General features: G+C 67.3%; 10 protein-coding genes and 4 pseudogenes. 6 read left to right on the top strand and 8 right to left on the bottom strand.

The window, feature by feature from the left end:
* Positions 1-50: 50 nt before the first annotated feature.
* Positions 51-1,016, bottom strand: a complete 966-nt coding sequence (locus ACFY9I_RS02205) for a WYL domain-containing protein (protein WP_390995319.1) — start codon at positions 1,014-1,016, stop codon at positions 51-53.
* Positions 1,017-1,109: 93 nt separating this feature from the next.
* Here ACFY9I_RS02205 and ACFY9I_RS02200 point away from each other — a divergent pair, with 93 nt between their 5' ends.
* Positions 1,110-1,475, top strand: a complete 366-nt coding sequence (locus ACFY9I_RS02200; RefSeq protein WP_390995316.1) for a VOC family protein — start codon at positions 1,110-1,112, stop codon at positions 1,473-1,475.
* A 227-nt stretch (positions 1,476-1,702) separates the two neighbouring features.
* On the opposite strand, the gene ACFY9I_RS02195 is transcribed toward ACFY9I_RS02200, so the two are convergent.
* Positions 1,703-2,035 (bottom strand): hypothetical protein, encoded by a 333-nt coding sequence (locus ACFY9I_RS02195; protein WP_390995738.1) that lies wholly within the window; start codon positions 2,033-2,035, stop codon positions 1,703-1,705.
* Between the two features lie 143 nt (positions 2,036-2,178).
* Between ACFY9I_RS02195 and ACFY9I_RS02190 the strand changes: the two are divergent.
* A pseudogene (locus ACFY9I_RS02190) lies at positions 2,179-2,959 on the top strand (IS701 family transposase); the annotation flags it as partial.
* Between the two features lie 309 nt (positions 2,960-3,268).
* Here the strand turns inward: ACFY9I_RS02190 and ACFY9I_RS02185 are convergent.
* Positions 3,269-3,356 (bottom strand): annotated as a pseudogene (locus ACFY9I_RS02185) (transposase); the annotation flags it as partial.
* A gap of 151 nt (positions 3,357-3,507) precedes the next feature.
* Here ACFY9I_RS02185 and ACFY9I_RS02180 point away from each other — a divergent pair.
* The 4 genes and pseudogenes from ACFY9I_RS02180 (at position 3,508) to ACFY9I_RS02165 (ending at position 5,620) form a co-directional block, all read left to right on the top strand.
* Positions 3,508-4,299, top strand: coding sequence for a class I SAM-dependent methyltransferase (locus ACFY9I_RS02180; protein ID WP_351201255.1), 792 nt, complete (start codon positions 3,508-3,510; stop codon positions 4,297-4,299).
* Between the two features lie 471 nt (positions 4,300-4,770).
* A pseudogene (locus ACFY9I_RS02175) lies at positions 4,771-4,869 on the top strand (3-oxoadipate enol-lactone hydrolase); the annotation flags it as partial.
* 240 nt (positions 4,870-5,109) lie between these two features.
* Positions 5,110-5,304, top strand: a pseudogene (locus ACFY9I_RS02170) (DUF6308 family protein); the annotation flags it as partial.
* A gap of 43 nt (positions 5,305-5,347) precedes the next feature.
* Positions 5,348-5,620, top strand: a complete 273-nt coding sequence (locus ACFY9I_RS02165) for a DUF6308 family protein (RefSeq protein WP_390995313.1) — start codon at positions 5,348-5,350, stop codon at positions 5,618-5,620.
* Positions 5,621-6,058: 438 nt separating this feature from the next.
* On the opposite strand, the gene ACFY9I_RS02160 is transcribed toward ACFY9I_RS02165, so the two are convergent.
* From ACFY9I_RS02160 to ACFY9I_RS02140, 5 genes are all read right to left on the bottom strand, one after another.
* Positions 6,059-7,945 (bottom strand): AMP-binding protein, encoded by a 1,887-nt coding sequence (locus ACFY9I_RS02160; protein WP_390995310.1) that lies wholly within the window; start codon positions 7,943-7,945, stop codon positions 6,059-6,061.
* A 283-nt stretch (positions 7,946-8,228) separates the two neighbouring features.
* Positions 8,229-9,371 carry a DUF475 domain-containing protein gene (locus tag ACFY9I_RS02155; protein ID WP_390995307.1) on the bottom strand — a complete coding sequence of 381 codons (1,143 nt, stop codon included), beginning with the start codon at positions 9,369-9,371 and terminating at the stop codon, positions 8,229-8,231.
* Between the two features lie 58 nt (positions 9,372-9,429).
* Positions 9,430-9,864: an ATP-binding protein gene (locus ACFY9I_RS02150; RefSeq protein WP_390995304.1), complete on the bottom strand. Its 435-nt coding sequence runs from the start codon at positions 9,862-9,864 to the stop codon at positions 9,430-9,432.
* A gap of 233 nt (positions 9,865-10,097) precedes the next feature.
* Entirely contained in the window at positions 10,098-11,099 is a 1,002-nt protein-coding gene (locus ACFY9I_RS02145; protein ID WP_390995301.1) for a TAXI family TRAP transporter solute-binding subunit, read from the bottom strand.
* The gene (locus ACFY9I_RS02140) at positions 11,096-13,210 is read right to left on the bottom strand and encodes a TRAP transporter fused permease subunit (RefSeq protein ID WP_390995298.1); all 2,115 of its coding nucleotides are present in this window, start codon (positions 13,208-13,210) and stop codon (positions 11,096-11,098) included. Before ACFY9I_RS02140 ends, ACFY9I_RS02145 begins: the two co-directional genes overlap by 4 nt.
* Positions 13,211-13,399: the final 189 nt, after the last annotated feature.

Genomic DNA, 13,399 nt, shown 5'->3' with positions numbered 1-13,399 from the left:
TCAAGTCCTTGTGTGCAGTCTGTCCCTCGCCGTCCGCTGGATGTTGTGGGTCAGGACGTTGGTGACGGCGCATAGTGGTGGGCAAGATCGGTGGCGAGGTCGCGGAGGTGAGCCCTGGCTTCGGTGGGGCCGTGCACAGTGATGGTGCTTCCGAACGGCAGTAGTGCTCGTACGTCCTCCAGATGCAGGAAGCGGATCGTCACCTTGTGGCCGGTGGCGGATTGTTCGTGGTCGTCCCGGACGAGTCGTTGGCCGAAGATCCGTTGCGCTCGCTCGATCTGGGTCTGGTCGATGGTGGCGCTGACCTCTATCGCGTGGTCGTGCTCCCACTGATCGATGAGCGCGGCGGCGACGGTGGCCAGGGTCTGGCTCTTGCGGATCCGTCGTGGCTGGTCGACTTCTTTCCACGTCGTGATCCGTTCGAGTCGGTACATCCGTGGCACTCGGGCACAGTCGGCGACGAGGTACCAGATGCCGGCCTTGGCGAACAGCCCGTAGGGATCCACGACCAGGTCGCGTAGGCGAGACTCGCGTGCGCTGTCGTACTCGATCCGTAGCCGGCGACCTCGCCGCACCGCGCCGACCAGTGAAGCCGGAGTCGTGCCGGAAGCTGGTGTCTGACGCCAGGGACGGCTGTCCACGTGCACTACGTCGGTGAGCGGCAGGAGTGCACGGACTCGACGTGGCTGTGCAGCGGCGATCTTGGAGAGCGCGCGCCTGCTTTCGACCGATGCATCGAGCTCCGCACGTTGCTTGTCATCCAGCCCGGTGAGCGACAGATGATCACGCTCGCCCGGTGTGAGCCGTGTGAGGTCGAGTCCGGATCCGGGAAGCATGGTCACGCCTCCGAGGCGGCCCCGGTGTGCGGTCACCGGCAGACCGGCGTCGCGGAGCCAGTTCAGATCCCGGGTGATGGTTCGAAGGGACACCCCGAGCGCTGAGGCGAGTTCCTGTGTGGTCACGGCGTCCCTCGATTCGAGGAGCAGCATCAGGGAGAAGAAGCGGTCCGGAGTCACCCACCAATCTTTTCCAGGAATTGCGACATGATGTGACGCATATCCCGGTCAGGCTGGCGGATGCGTACCTGCCACCTGTGAGAAGGAACAGCCATGACCAGATCCGTCGTGTCCATCGTCTACGTGAACGACGCTCCCGCCGCAGCTCGTTTCTACGGAGACCTCCTCGACCTGAGCCCCTCCTTCGAGACGCCGGGATACATCACCTTCGACCTCGGGCCGGGCGCTGACCTCGGTCTGTGGTCCGGCCAGTTCGAGAATCTGTCACCGGATGTCCCGCGTACCAGTGAGGTGTGCCTGGCCACCGACAGTGGACCTGACGAGCTCAACGCCACCTTTGAGCAGTGGAAGTCGAAGGGGGTCACAATCCTGCGCGAGCCTCATGATTTGGGGTTCGGCCTGACCTTCCTCGCAGCCGACCCTGACGGGAACCGCATCCGCGTCGCACCGCGGGGCTGAAAGGCCGCGATGCGGCAGGCGCGCACGACAGGTGTCGCGCCTGCCGTCGTCCGACTTCGAGAGGACGACGAGTGTCCCACGCGAATGTTCCCCTGAGCGTCGTGGGCCGTAGGCGGCTCGTGAAGCGGTGCCAGACACGTCGCATCGCGAGCGGAGTTCAGGCCAGTGCCCCTTGGAGCCACCCTGGTCATCCGACGGGCCATGAAGCTGATGGCAGCAAGGGCTTGTCAGGCACCAGGCGGTCGGGGGAACGGGACGACGTTGTCGTGGGCGGAGACATGCTCTGTGGACGTGCCCTCCCTCCGGGCGAGAACGGCGCTGGCCAGGGTCAGCCTCGTCACCAGCTGCCGGAGTTCTTCGATCTCGACCCTCTGGTTCGAGATGGTCTGTTTGAGCTTGCTGACAGTTTCACGGAGCCGCTTCTCGGTCTCAGGGGTCTGCTGGGTCTCTGCGCGCACGCGCTCGTAGAACTCGTTCTTCAGGTCGACGTGCCGTCTGAGGATGGCCATGCGATGGACACCCGCCTCTTGGGCTGGTACTCCAGCCGGACTTCTAGATATTCCCTGGTCAACGACCTGGCAGCGGGGAGTGTAGCGGGTGTTCGGCGGTCGCGGGACGGTCTTTTCGGGGCTGTCCCGCGAACGTGTGCCCGCGCCGCATGTAATGACGACAATCCGGACAGTCCTCCCGCGTGATCAACGACATGCCGACGAGCGTGTGGGAACAAGAACTCGAAGAACTCTTCCTACGGACCGGAGCCCGCTTCACCCGGGTGGAAGCCCGGCGCCGGATGCGGGACTACGTGCGCGGGCTGCTCGGCCCGGCAGGCCACAAAAACGGTTGGCAACTCGCCGAGTACGCCGGGCACGCCACCCCCGACGGCCTGCAGCACCTGCTGTCCGGCAGCCGCTGGGACGCCGACCGCATCCGCGACGATCTGCAGGCATACATCGCCGAACAACTCGGCGAGCCGGACGGGGTGTTGATCCTGGATGACACCGGCTTCGTGAAGAAGGGCACCACCTCCGCAGGGGTGTAGCGCCAGTACTCCGGCACGGCCGGGCGGACCGAGAACTGCCGGATCGGCGTCTTCGCCGCCTATGCGACGACCCGGGGCCACACCTTGGTCGACCGCGAGTTCTACCTGCCCAAGTCCTGGACCGGCGACCGGGAGCGCTGCCAAGCGGCCCGCATCCCCGACGATCGCGGCTTCGCCACCAAGGGCGAGCTCGCCCGCGCCATGATCGAGCGCGCTCCGGCCTCCCCGCTCCCCATCACCTGGGTCACCGCCGATTCCGCCTACGGCCAGGACTCCCACTTCCGCCGCTTCCTCGAAGGCCGCGGCCTCTCCTAGGTCGTCGCCGTGCCCAAGTCCCAGCAGGTCCACGGCCCGCGCATCGACTTCCTCATCGAACAGGCCCCCCGAGGTGTGGCAGCGCCTGTCCGCAGGGAGCGGTGCGAAAGGCGAGCGCTACTACGACTGGCCCGCCGCCCGCCGCCCGCCTGCCCGCCTTGTTCGAGTTCGACGGCGACGAGCGCACCCGGCAGCGGTGGATGCTGGCCCGCCGCAGCATCCACAAGCCCGACGAGATCGCCCCTTTGCTGCAGCCCCTTTTCCTCCGCCACGGCCTTCTCCAGCCCCTCAAGGAGCTCCGGCTCGACCACCATGCCCGCCGCGTGGTGATGCGCGCGGGCGACGGTGGAGTCCACGCTGACCAGGCTGAGTCCGACGTCGTCGCGGGCCGCCGCCTGGGCGGTCATCGCGTCCATGAGGGTCTGGAAGACCTCGTCACGCGCCCACATCCGGAACCGGTCGTAGATCGTAGACCAGGAGCCGTAGCGCTCGGGCACGTCCCGCCAGGGGCTGCCGGTACGGATCCGCCACATCACCCGCTGCGCGACCACCCGTCGAGCCCGTGGACACCTCGATGCCCGCCGATTTCGTTGAGCCCGCACCCTGTATTCGTGTTGGCTAGCGGCACCGAACTGTCAGTACCGCAGGTGTCCGCTTGGCTGTAGCAGGGAGTTGAACGTGCAGGACATTGTTGTCGACCCCGTTGCCCACAATCGGGCAGCCTGGGACAAGTGTGTCCAAGAGGGCAACGAGTGGTCGAGGCCGGTGAGTGCTGAGGACGTCGAGCGCGCCCGCATGGGCGACTGGTCGATTGTTCTCATCGGGCGTGAGCCAGTCGACCGCTCGTGGCTGCCGACGGACCTGACCGGCAAGGACGTGTTGTGCCTGGCCTCCGGCGGTGGCCAGCAGGGTCCGATCCTCGCCGCCGCAGGGGCGCGGGTCACCGTATTCGACAACTCGCCCCGCCAGCTCGGCCAGGACCAGATGGTGGCGGCGCGCGACGGACTCGAGCTGCGCACCGTCCTGGGCGACATGCGCGACCTCAGCGCCTTCGGCGATGCGACATTCGACGTCGTATTCCATCCGGTCTCTAACCTATTCGTGCCAGACTTGGCACCGGTGTGGCGTGAGTGCTTCCGTGTCCTGCGACCGGGCGGAACTCTGCTCGTGGGCTTCCTCAACCCTGATGTGTACTTGTTCGACCACGAGGCGCTCGACGAGCGCGGCGAGCTGATCGTCGTGCACAAGCTGCCTTACAGCGATGTCACGCAGTACTCCGCCGAGGAACGCGCCACGAAGTTCGGCGCGGATGCCCCTCTTGAATACAGCCACACCCTCACCGACCAGATCGGCGGGCAACTCGCCGCGGGGTTCGTCCTCACCGGCTTCGCGGAAGCGCCGCACCAATCCAACGCATCCGCGCAATATATGTCGAACTATTTTGCGACGCTGGCGGTCAAGCCGGGCTGACCCAGTCGTGGGGCCGGCCGAGACGGCCGTGTCTCCGAATGGCCAAGTGGAGCGCTGTGCCAGCCTGACCCCCACTAACTTCGCTCAGCCACGATCAGGCCCCGCGGCGTCGTCGGATTGATCGTGCCCACGCGCGCGTAAGCCACCTGGAGACCGCGGAAGATCGCAGCCGCCAGCAGCCCGTACGCGAGGGCACCGAGAGGGGGCGACGTATCAGGCATGGCGATTCCCATCCGTGTCCTGCAACGCGAACCGCCTGGAGGTCGTGATCCATGAGGAAAGCGTTGCTCGTGGCGACTGAAGGAGGGCACGCGCCCGGAGGGCACCTACTGCCGACAAGGCCACGAGTACATGCCGGAGAAGGTATACCTGGGTTCTCGTCAGCAGGTCCGGCAGTGCCGGGGCGGGGCAAGGCCCGAGAGGTCCACCCCGGCGATATGACATCTCGTGACAGATGAGAGGCTCAGACGGGTGAGCGAGACACCACCGAACACCCTGCAATACCGCTTTGACGGGCCAGAAGAGGCCCCGGTCCTGATCCTGGGCCCCTCCCTGGGTACTACCTGGCACAGGTTGTAGAGACCGTCCGTGGGCGTCCAGGCCGGTCCAAGATGAGCGCGTAATGCCAGGTCAGGGCATTCCGGTCCGGTGGAGTCGACTCAGTCGGTGATAGGCGTGTGAGAGCGGAGTGCGACGAGAAGCCCCGCAGGTGCGGCCCGGCGGGGCTTCTGAGTAGGTGAGTTTCCGCGTCCGCCTTGAGCCCCGTTGCACTCGGGGCCTCCTCTCTCGAGCACCCGACGCAAGGACGCGGTGACGACACGCGTTTACGGCCGATGCAACGTCTCCCTGGAGCCGCATGGGGCGATCACCTTGCTGACCGACCCCGACGGGTACTGGGCGCGCTTGCTGTCGCTTATCCCTCGTGACGCGCGCCTGGAGAATCCTGGAAGCGATGCGCTCATGGAGGAGGGTGGACCCGTGTGGGAGTTGTGGAAACGCCTGGCCGGCACCAAGCACTACCCAGGGAAACCCGACGGCAGCGGCCCGGTTGTCGCAGGTAAAATTGCTGGCCCGCAAGCGGTCGCACCTCATCCCCATCTACGACATCCGCATCAAGCAGCTATTCGAGCGACCGAAGGTGGACCACTCCTTCTGGGCCGCGCTGCCTGCGGCCCTGCGGGTGGACAACGGTGCCTTCCGTGATCAGTTGATCCATCTCCGCGGCAAGGCGGGTATCGGTGAGGACATCGGCGTCCTGCGTGTGTTCGGCGTCATCGCCTGGATGCTCGAAGGCGGGCAGGGCCAGGTCGCGACGAGCTGAGCCCTGAGGTGGAGTGGGGGGAAGGCGCATGCGGAGGCTGATGGGGCACCGAGGGCGGGCGACGATAAGGGCAGACATATTGAGCCCTACCGGTCAGATGTCCCGGAAGAGACAAGGGAGCCCCGTGACCTGCCGCATTCGACGTCTGTGCGTTGCTGACCTGCACATACGGCCTTTCGGCTGTTTCACGCTCGTGCCCGTTTATGGAGCCGGAAGTCCCAGAAAAGTCCCAGAGGACTCCCACTGCCGTCGGCCACTCTTTCGGCGTTATGCAGAGTGAGGATGACGTCTCCTCGGATGTGTGGCCGGGTCGCCTTCGTGATGGTGCAGGTCCCGGCGGTGATCGGCCCGGCAGCCACGAACCTGGCGGGGGACGCCGCCTTGACCAGCTCGTGCAGCGGCCCGGGAGGCTCGGTCGCACCACCGGACCGATGGAGGTCACGCCTCGCGGGAACCCTCGTACATGGCCTCGATGGCCTCGGCGTACTCGCGTTCCACGACAGGCCGCTTGACCTTGAGGCTCGGGGTGAGCTCACCGTGCTCCACGTCGAGGTCGCGCGGCAACACCGAGAACTTCTTGATGGTCTGCCACCGCTGCAGTTCGCCGTTGACACGCTGGACGAAGCCGTCGATCAACTCGTGCACCTGCGGTGACGAGACGACCTCCGCGTAGCCGTGGCCATCGAGGCCGTGGGATGCCGCCCACGGCATGATGACGGTCTCGTCCAGGGCGATCAGTGCGGTGCAGTAGTTGCGACCGTTGCCGATGACCAGGACGTTGCTGGTAAACGGGCAGATGGCTTTGAAGCGCCCTTCGATCTCCGTAGGGGCCACGTACTTGCCGCCCGAGGTCTTGAACAGGTCCTTCTTGCGGTCGGTGATCCGGACGAAGCCGTCGCCGTCGACCTCTCCGATGTCGCCGGTGTGGAACCAGCCGTCGCTCTCCAGCACCTCGTCGGTCTTCTCCGGGAGGTTGTGGTAGCCGCGCATGATTCCGGGGCCTCGGAGAAGGATCTCGCCGTCGTCGGCGATGCGGACCTCGGTCCCGGGCAGGGGTTTGCCGACGGTGCCGACGCGAAGGTCGTCGGCGGGGTTGACGGTGCAGGCGGCGCTGGTCTCGGTCAGGCCGTAGCCTTCGAGGACGGGCACGCCGGCGCCGGCGAAGAAGTAGCCGATGTCGGGCGCGAGCGCGGCACTGCCCGAGACGCTGCCGCGCAGATTGCCTCCGAAGGCAGCGCGGATCTTGCGGTACACCAGCCGGTCGGCCAGGGCGTGCTGCACGGAGAGCCACAAGGGGACCTGGCGTCTCGCGGTCGCCGCCACGGTGTTCTGCTGCGCCCTGGCGTAGTCGCGGGCGACCTGCGCCGCCCAGAGGAAGATCTTGTACCTGGCGCCGCCCTCGGCCCTCGCCCTGCTCGCGATGCCGTTGTAGACCTTTTCGAAGATCCGCGGTGCGGACGCCATCACGGTGGGCCGGACGGCGGGCAGGTTGGTGATGATGCGGTCGACACGCCCGTCCACGGCCATCACATGTCCGGTCCTGATCTGACCGGAGATCAGAGCCTTGCCGAAGACGTGGGACAGCGGCAGCCAGAGGAACTGCACGTCGTCGGGGCGCAGCAGCCCGCTGACCTCCTGTGCTACGCCCTGGTACGACCAGCAGTCGTGGACGAGGCGAACGCCCTTGGGGCGGCCGGTCGTACCGGAGGTGTAGATAAGGGTCGCGAGTTGTTCCCGCTCGATGGCGCCGACGGCTGCCTCGATTGCGGCAGGGTGCTCTTCCAGGTGCGCGGTGCCGAGCTTCTCGAGCTCGGCGAGTGACAGCACCTCCAGGCCGTCCACGGGTATGGCGTCCGCCTGGGGGTCGAAGAGGATCGCGTGGTCGAGCCCGGGCAGGCGGTCGGCATGGGCGACCACCTTGGCCAGCTGGGCGGCGTTCTCGACGAAGATCGCCCGGCTGCCGGAGTCGGCGAGGATGTACGCCGTCTCGTCGGCGTTGGTGCTGGGGTAGACGGCGGTGGCGGCAGCGCCCGCGCACATGACGCCCATGTCGGCCAGGATCCATTCCACGCGAGTGGAGGAGGAGATCGCCACACGCTCTTCGGGCCGCACCCCAAGTGCAAGAAGGCCCGCCGCGATCACCTTGACCCGCTCGCCGGTCTGCGCCCAAGTCAGCGAGTGCCACTGCTCGGTGCCGGAAGGGCCGTCGTCGGACGGTGCGGGGTAGCGGTAAGCCTCCAGGTCAGGTGTGGCCCGGACTCTTGAGAGGAAGAGGTGTGCCACGGAAACGGGGCGGCTTTCAAGAAGGGACTGCGCGGAACTCACATCGACCTCCGGGCCCGGATGCGCCCATCCAAAGGCTTGTTAACTGGCTGGTAACTCGTAAGCAGAGCTGAGACTAAAGGCAAATCCTCCGGCACGTAAGGGGGAGGTTCTGGGGTGAACCCCCGCCAACCGCGGGTGTACTGCGCGCCGTTGGTCAATGCGCCCCATGCAGTGGGCGGAGCGTGCAGCGACGGCTTGGTCGAGCGGGCGGAAGGGCAGAGTGGGAGGCCGCTCCCCGGGCGACCCGCTGTGGTGGAACGGCACACGAGGGTTCGTCGGCTGGTCAGGCCCCGGCCGAGACCTGAGTCTTCTCGCCCGAGGCTGCGGCTGTTCCTTCTGCCGCCTGGAGTGTCTTGTTGCGGTGTACGGAGGACAGGAAGGAGGCCGCGATCAGGAACACGCCGACCAGGCCGGTGATGATCTCGCTGATCTCGTGCTGGATCGTCACCAGCAGGATCGCGGCGAGCGCGCCGATCGCGTAGTGGGCGCCGTGCTCCAGGTAGACGTAGTCGTCCAGGGTGCCCTCGCGGACCAGGTAGACCGTCAGCGAACGCACGTACATCGCGCCGATGCCCAGGCCGAGCGCCATCCAGAAGATGTGGTTGGTGATGGCGAAGGCGCCTATCACCCCGTCGAAGGAGAAGGACGCGTCCAGAACTTCCAGGTACAGGAAGAGGAAGAACGCGGCCTTGCCGGCCAGGGTGACCGCCGGGACCGGTTTGCCCTCGGCCCTGGCCTTTTCCTCCTCCTCGTGTTCGTGCTCCTCCTCTTCGAGTTTGTCCTCGAAGTAGCCGGAGAGACCGCCGACCACGAGATACGTGACCAGGCCGGCGACGCCGGAGAGCAGCACGGTGGCGGACTTGTCGGCGTGGCCCGTGCTGACGTGGGCGTTGGTGGCGAAGGTCATCGCGGTGGCCAGCAGCACGATCAGCGCGACGCTTACCGACAGCATGTCGACCTTGCCGAGTTTGGCGAGCGGGCGTTCCAGCCGGGCCAGCCACCTGATGTCCCGGTCCTCGAGGATGAAGTCCAGGAAGATCATCAGCAGGAACATGCCGCCGAAGGCGGCGATCGCCGGGTGGGCGTCGGTGACCAGGTCCTCGTAGCGGTTCGGGTCGTCGAGGGCGAGCTGCACCGCCTCGATGGGGCCGACCTTCGCGCTGATGGCGACGATCACGACCGGGAACACCAGCCGCATGCCGAACACCGCGATCAGAATGCCGAGGGTGAGGAAGATGCGCTGCCAGAAGGCGTTCATCTTCTTCAGGATCCCGGCGTTGACGACCGCGTTGTCGAAGGACAGCGAGATCTCGAGGATCGACAGGATCAGTACGATCCCGAACGCCTCCCAGCCCCACTGCCACGCGGCGAAGGCAAGGCCGGCCGCCGTGACGGCGAACGACCAGCCGAATGTCCTCAAGATCATGTCTTTCCCATGCAGTCGGAGTGAATACGGAGGCTGGGAGCCTCCGGCGCCGCTCGTGTCACGACGCCAGCCGGTCGAGATGGCTTGTGGGCGCGTGGGGCGCTACCTCGAACCAAACGGTCTTTCCCGTGGCTGTGGGCGTACTGCCCCAATCGGACGCCAGAGCCGCGACCAGCAACAGGCCGCGACCGCTCTCGGCGTACGGACCGCCACCATGCGAGGTCCGGAAAGGGCGAGCCGTGTCGGCCACCTCCACCCGCAGCCGGGCCCTCGTCCAGCTCACGACGACGCTGTACGGGCCGGTGGCGTGCTGCAGCGCGTTGGCGATCACCTCGCCGGAGAGCAGCGCCAGGTCATTCAGTGTCTCGTCCGGAAGCGGCAGACCCCAGTCACGGACCGTCGACAGGACGAGCCGACGCGCCGTGGGAACGGTCTCGTCCCCCGTGCTGAGGGTGAAGCCGCGGCACAGGGGTTCTCTGTGAGTGTGCACCATGATCACCCCTTGACGGGTGCGCTCGCGGTGCGGACCAGGCGGCGACACCGCGGACACGGCCGGCGGGCGTGAGGCAGCAGGCATATGAAGGAGGGGCTGGCAGCGGGTCCCGGGATCGGTCGTAGGTCTTGTCTTCGCGCGCGTTGGTGCGCCCGCGCCGGGCAGAGGCTGATCTGTCTGTGATGCGTGGCCGGTCCATCCGGGACGGACCGGCCACCTGCCCCTTGCCTGGCTCAGGACTTCTGGGCGAGGGCCTTCAGCGCCTTCTCCGCGCCGGGGTTCAGCTGGACGGGGGTGACGATCTCGGCCATGTCGAGATCGATCTCGGCCGCGGCCGCGTTCACCTTCTCCAGTTCGCTCTTCTTCTCGTAGACGAGGTTGACGATCTCGGCGGCGAGATCCGGGTCGAAGCCCTTCTTCACCAGCAGCACGTTCGGTACCACGATCGTGGGCACGTCCTTGGACTGGTTGTATACGGACTTGGGGATGGAGGCCGTCATGTAGACGTCGCCGTACTCCTGGTTCAGAGCGGACAGTTGCGGTGTCACGTCCAGGAAGCGGACCTCTTTCTTGAGGCTGGTGGTGAGGTCCGTGATCCCGCCGCTGGGCAGTCCGCCGGACCAGAACAGCGCGTCGATCGTGCCGTCCTTCATGGCGTCCACGGTTTCCGGGAGGCCGAGACGGTCGGCGGAGATGTCCTTGGCGGGGTCCAGCCCGGCGGCCTTCAGCAGCCGGTTGGCGATCACTTCCGTGCCGGAGCCGGGGGCCCCGGTGGACACTCTCTTGCCCTTCATGTCTCCGATGGAGTCGATCCCCGCGTCGGAGCGGACCAGTACCTGGGTGTAGTTCGGGTACAGCCGGGTCAGTGCCTCGATGTCCTGGGGGGAGGAGAAGGACTGCTTGCCCTCGACGGCGTCGCCGGCGGTGTCCAGCAGGGAGAAGGCGACGTCGTAGGTGCCGGCTCCGAGGCCCTGGATGTTCTGCACGGAGGCGCCGGTGGTGGTGGCGGTGGCCCGGTAGCCGTCGAGGTTGTCGGAGATCAGCTCCGCGAGTCCGCCGCCGACCTGGTAGTAGACGCCGGTGGTGGGGCCGGTCGCGATGGTGAGCCGGCCTCCCTTCCCGCCGCTGTCGGCGGCCGTGTTCTCGGTCTGCTTCCCGCCACCGCAGGCGGTGGCGAGCAGACCTACGGCGAGAGCGGCGGTGGCGAGGCGCAGGGTGCGCATCCGGTGCTTCATGAGGAGAGCTGTCCTTCCGTGATGGTGTCCGCCTCGGGGTTCTCACCGGTGGTGGAACCCGAGAGGGTGGACTGCCGACGGCGTACGAGATGCACGCCGAGGGCGAGTACGAGGGCCGCGCAACCCGCGGTGATCGCCACGGGTTCGAGGTACAGCAGGCACAGGGCGGCGGCGGCGCACAGCGCACGCTCCACCGGGCCCGCCGGGCCGAGCAGCCGACCTCCGGTGGCCGCGGCCAGTGCGGCCACGGCGAGGGCGGAGACCGCGGTGGTCCACAGGACGCCCCACAGGCCGCCGGTGCCGAGCAGATGGGCGCCGTTGTCGGTGAGGACGAAGGCGAACGGCACGAGGAACGCGGGCAGCGAGTACTTCCAGGTCGCCACCATCGTGCGCATCGGGTTGCCGCCGGTGATCGCGGCGGAGGCGGCCGCCGCCATGGCCGTCGGCGGGCTCACCTCGGAGAGCACGGCGTAGTAGAAAATGAACATGTACGCCTCGTGGGTGGCGACTCCCAGTTCGAGCAGGGCCGGCGCGATGATCACCGCGGCGATGATGAACGAGGCGGTGACCGGGACCGCGAGTCCGAGGACGGACACCGCCACGGCCGCGAAGAGCACGGTCAGGACCAGTGTCACGGTCGGGTTCTCGCCGAAGGCCCCGGCCGCGTCGACGATGACCGAGGCCAGGTTCAGGCCGAGACCGGTCTGGGTGACGACGGCGACGATCATGCCCGCCGCGGCGCAGGTGGCGACGACCGGGAGGACCGACTTGCTGCCCTCGGCGAGGGCTTGGTACAGGCGTCGCGGCGTCATCCTGTGCTTGGGGTCGAGGAACGACAGCAGGAACTGCAGGGCCGTCGCGTAGACCACCGCCCTGAAGGGGGGCAGTCCCATCGCCATGAAGCCGACGATCATGAAGAGGGAGAGGAAGTGGTAGCCGAACCGGCCCAGCAGGCGCAGTGCCGAGGTGGGCTCGTCGTCCACGACGGGCTGGGTGTGGTGCTTGCGGGCGTCGATCTCGACGGCGAGGAGGATGCCCAGGTAGTACAGGAGCGTGGGCACCAGCGCGTACAGCAGGACGGTGAGGTAACTCTCCCTCAGGTACTCGGCGATGATGAACGCGGCGGCGCCCAGTGTCGGCGGGGAGAGGATCGCGCCTATCCCGGCGGCCGCGAGCACTCCGCCGCCCTGCTCCTTGCCGTAACCGGCCCGGCGCAGGACGGGCCAGGCGACCGAGCCCAGGCTGACCGCGGTCGCGGTGCCGGAACCGGAGACGGTGCCGAGGAGGAAGCCCGCGGCGGTCACCGTGCGTCCGGGCGCGCTGCGGGAGCCGCGGAAGGCCGCGAACGACAGGTCGATGAAGAACTTGCCCGCGCCGGAGATGTCGAGGACGGCGCCGAAGATGGTGAACAGGACGATGTAGGTGCCGGCGACGTTCAGCGGCACGCCGTAGACGCCGTCGGTGCCCATGAAGAAGTGGGCCGCGATCGCGTCGATGTCGAAGCCGCCGTGCGCCAGTGACCAGTCGTACGGCAGCTGTCCGCCGTAGTACGCGTATACCAGGAAGCTCGCGCAGAAGGCCGGCAGGACCCAGCCGGTGGTGCGTCGGCACGCCTCCAGGACCAGCACGATCATGGCGAGGCCGGCCGCCGTGTCCAGCGAGGTCGGCAGCTGGCGCCGCTCGATGAAGGCGTCGAACTCCATCAGCGGGTACAGGCACACGGCGAGTGCCGCAGCGGCGAGCAGCCAGTCGAGCCACCCCGGGTTGTCGTGGCGGACAGCCGCCTTGTCCGGCACCCCGTCGGCGGGCGCGGTGCGGTCACCGCGTCGCCAGGGCAGCAGCAGCGCCGGTACCCGCACTGTCCCGCGGTGGGTCAGGAAGATCAACGGCAGCGTCCCCGCGAGGAAGAGAGTCAGGTAGTACTGGGTGCCCTTGGCAACCGGAAAGAAGATCGCGTACAGCACGAAGACCGACAGCGAGGCGCACACCACGGACACGGCCGCGGAGACCCGGGGGGAGAGTTTCCGGGCCGGCCGCTCCTGCTCGAACTCGGCCACGAGCTCCTCGGCTGATCGCTGCCTCGGCTCGGGCGGCACCGTTGCCATGCTCATCGCGGCTTCTCCTGGGACTAGGCGGTTCGTGGTGTCCCAGACCGTGGCAGCTGTTCACATGCGTGCAACAGAGCACGACCGAGGACTTAACGTAGGTTTAGGGTTCAGTGACGGCGGTCACTTCTACGCTCATCGCACCGGCTGTGACCTGCGCGCTCCCTCGGCACCTGTGCCGCCGGGCCTCAGGGC

It is taken from the genome of Streptomyces sp. NPDC012510 (genome assembly GCF_042955065.1).
Taxonomy (GTDB): domain Bacteria; phylum Actinomycetota; class Actinomycetes; order Streptomycetales; family Streptomycetaceae; genus Streptomyces.
The sequence above is the reverse complement of the archived record's forward strand: the minus strand, read 5'-3'. Positions and strand labels throughout refer to the sequence as shown.

Excerpts from the sequence above, each read along its gene's own strand:
- ACFY9I_RS02200 (WP_390995316.1), top strand. The coding sequence starts at position 1,110 with ATGACCAGATCCGTCGTGTCCATCGTCTACGTGAACGACGCTCCCGCC.
- ACFY9I_RS02155 (WP_390995307.1), bottom strand. The coding sequence starts at position 9,371 with ATGATCTTGAGGACATTCGGCTGGTCGTTCGCCGTCACGGCGGCCGGC.
- ACFY9I_RS02150 (WP_390995304.1), bottom strand. The coding sequence starts at position 9,864 with ATGGTGCACACTCACAGAGAACCCCTGTGCCGCGGCTTCACCCTCAGC.
- ACFY9I_RS02145 (WP_390995301.1), bottom strand. The coding sequence starts at position 11,099 with ATGAAGCACCGGATGCGCACCCTGCGCCTCGCCACCGCCGCTCTCGCC.
- ACFY9I_RS02140 (WP_390995298.1), bottom strand. The coding sequence starts at position 13,210 with ATGAGCATGGCAACGGTGCCGCCCGAGCCGAGGCAGCGATCAGCCGAG.